The sequence below is a fragment of the Bradyrhizobium sp. genome, assembly GCF_049581145.1.
GTDB lineage: Bacteria > Pseudomonadota > Alphaproteobacteria > Rhizobiales > Xanthobacteraceae > Bradyrhizobium.
This window is the reverse complement of the sequence record NZ_JBAURI010000239.1, coordinates 1-2534: the sequence shown is the minus strand read 5'-3', so window position 1 is coordinate 2534 and position 2534 is coordinate 1. Positions and strand designations below refer to the sequence as shown.

Below are 2534 nucleotides of genomic sequence, written 5' to 3'. Positions count from 1 at the left end.
GAGCGAGGCATGTCCGTGGCCGCGCCGGCCGCGGCCGGCCGCGGCCCCCGCAGCCGACGATAAGGACGCCGCGTAAAAACCCTACGTGCATCGCAGCCACGCCCTCGGACAGATCCGGGGGCGTTTTTTCTTGTCTTGGATTCTCTTCCTGGGAATTATTTTTGCGGATTACCGTTGCTTGTCCAGCCAACGCCGCAGGAGCCGAGCGTTGCGCATGTTGGCCCGATAAAGCACGTCGATCGCGTCTCCGACGACAGGCATCGTTCCGACCACGCCCTGGACCGCGACATTGCCGAGCATCCGCGCCGTGATGTGCCAGGGCGCACCCAGCGCGCGGGCCTCGTGCACCAGCCAGAGGGAAAACGCGGTGGCGATGATGTCGCCGACCACGGGGATCAGGCCGATGATGCCGTCGATGCCATAGCGGAGATTGGTGCCGGGCAAGATGAAGGCGACGTCGAGCAACTTGGCGACCGCGTCAAGCCGCGCCAGCCTTTGCTCGCGGCTGAGGTTGCCGAACGGATTGGCGCTGGCGAAATCGAAGCGAAATTCGCGAAAACCGTCGCGTAGCGATTCCGGCGGAATCTCCCTGCCGTCCTGATCGATGATCGGGCCACGCGGCTCCGCCGCGCCAAAGCCGGTGCGGGAGGTTTGCGGAGAGCGCGGGTTCCGCGCGGTGGAGATGTTGTCACCCTGCATGCTCATCAGGTGGTAACGCGCGAGAGCTATTCAAGTTGCGTCACCTTCCAGCGCGGCGGTCGGTGTCAGGCCGAAATGGCGGCGAAAGCAGCGATTGAAAGAGGACAGGTCGTTGAAACCGCACTCGAATGCGATCACCGCGGGGCCGTCACGAAGCCGCAGCGGGATGCGGCTCATCCTCGACGAACCTGTGTACCAGCCAGGAGCTGACGGTGGAGGGGATAAAACCGACCAGGCCGTACATGACGAGTTGCAGCAGACCGCTGTCGGAGCCGCGCGAGCCGTAGATCAGCGCCGTGGCGATGAAGGCGACCACACCGACCAACAGCAGGCGCGCCACCGCTCCGATCCGCCTGACATGGAAGAGAATGTCATCCACCGCGCCGATCATCAGCGCCGGCAGCACCCCGAACAGATAGCTATATTGCAATGTCGTGAAGAACACTGCCAGCAGCTTTTCCACCTCAGCGGCGCTGGGCGGACGGCTCCAGTAACCGGACGTGATCGTGCTGATCAAAAGCAGCCAGAAGCCACCGAGCAGCGGCCCGACCGCGGCAAAAATCAGATAGCGTTTCATGCAGCGGCCCTCGCGCTCGCCGGCTCTTTATAGCAGCCGCGCACGCCGCTTGAAGCAGCAATTGGTCGGATGGCGATCCGCAGGGACCGGCTCGGCGACCGGCGCCGAGCCGGTCCCTAAGCCCGCGGCGTCACCCTCCATGCCTGCCTTGCTACTGGTCGCCCCACACCGCGAAGGCGTCTTCGAAAGCGCGCTCGCCTGGGGCGCCCTTTTCGATGGCGATGATGGCGCGACGCTGGTTGGTGTAGACCAGCGGCACGTCGAACCACGAGCGTTCCTTCAGCAGCTGGATGTTGCGTGCGCGATCGGCGTCAACATTGGAGAGGCCGACGAGAAAGAAGCCGTCGGTGACCTTCACCGCGAGCCCAGCAAGCGGCGTGCCGCGCGCCTGCTCATTGGACTTCATCAAGATGCCCGGCACGTTGCTGACGCCGCCGCCGCTGAAATCAGGTGGCAGGATGAAGGTGAGCTCGGCGGTATGGCTCGCCGGCAGCGAAGAATCGGTATTGCGGCGGAACGACATCGTCATCTTGAATTTGCGATCGGGGATTTCGATGTCGGCGCGCACGGCGATATCGGCCGGCTGGTTGCCGGACGCCTTGATCGGTTCGGTGCGCCAGACCACGGTACCGACATATTGCTTCCCCTTGGGATCGTTGGGATCCTCGTCATAGAGCACGACCTTCTGCGCCACCGGCGCGGCCTCGTCGGTCGAGGACGGCTGGCCGACCCGGTCGGGGATCTTGGGTTTCGACAACGGTGTCGAGTTGTCCTTCGGCACGTCCACCACAGGCGACGATTTGAACATGCCGCCCACGCTGGAAACGACAGACTTGCCCCACAGGATCGCCGCGCCGACCAGGATCAGCACAATGCCGACGGCGATCGCGCTCTTGAACGGAAACACCATGCCAGCACGGGCGCGCTTCGGCTCGCGTTCCGGGCTGATCCGTGTGCGCGAGGGCAGCGGCGGCGGCGCCGACGCATAGCGGTCGCCTTCGTCGATCGGCTCCTCAAAAGAATAGGGCGCTTCGAGCTCGCCGCTGCGGTTCTCGAGCCCGGGCTCGAGCCGGTCGTACTCCGGCGACGGCGATGGCACGTTGGCGTAGGTTTTCCGCGCTGCACGATTGGCCTGCGCCGTGGCGCGACCAAGATCGTCAACGTCGGCGGTGATGTCGCGGAAGCCGCGCATGCCGGTCGCGGGCGGCCCGCCATTGTCGGCGCCGCGGCGTGGTGTCGCACCTGAGCGGTCGCGGAC

Annotated in this window: 2 protein-coding genes and 2 pseudogenes; all 4 read right to left on the bottom strand. The window is 65.0% G+C overall.

Features of this window, described 5'->3' with window-relative positions; all coding sequences use genetic code 11:
• Positions 1–168: 168 nt before the first annotated feature.
• Positions 169–705 (bottom strand): DUF4112 domain-containing protein, encoded by a 537-nt coding sequence (locus tag WCB02_RS07980; protein WP_423957329.1) that lies wholly within the window; start codon positions 703–705, stop codon positions 169–171.
• 24 nt (positions 706–729) lie between these two features.
• Positions 730–834 (bottom strand): annotated as a pseudogene (locus tag WCB02_RS07975) (helix-turn-helix domain-containing protein); the annotation flags it as partial.
• 13 nt (positions 835–847) lie between these two features.
• Complete coding sequence (locus tag WCB02_RS07970; protein WP_423957328.1) at positions 848–1276, bottom strand: DUF5413 family protein; 429 nt, start codon at positions 1274–1276, stop codon at positions 848–850.
• Positions 1277–1427: 151 nt separating this feature from the next.
• Positions 1428–2534, bottom strand: a pseudogene (locus WCB02_RS07965) (hypothetical protein); the annotation flags it as partial.

Bases quoted from the DNA above. Each gene is read 5' to 3' on its own strand.
- WCB02_RS07980 (WP_423957329.1), bottom strand. From the start codon at position 705: ATGAGCATGCAGGGTGACAACATCTCCACCGCGCGGAACCCGCGCTCT.
- WCB02_RS07970 (WP_423957328.1), bottom strand. From the start codon at position 1,276: ATGAAACGCTATCTGATTTTTGCCGCGGTCGGGCCGCTGCTCGGTGGC.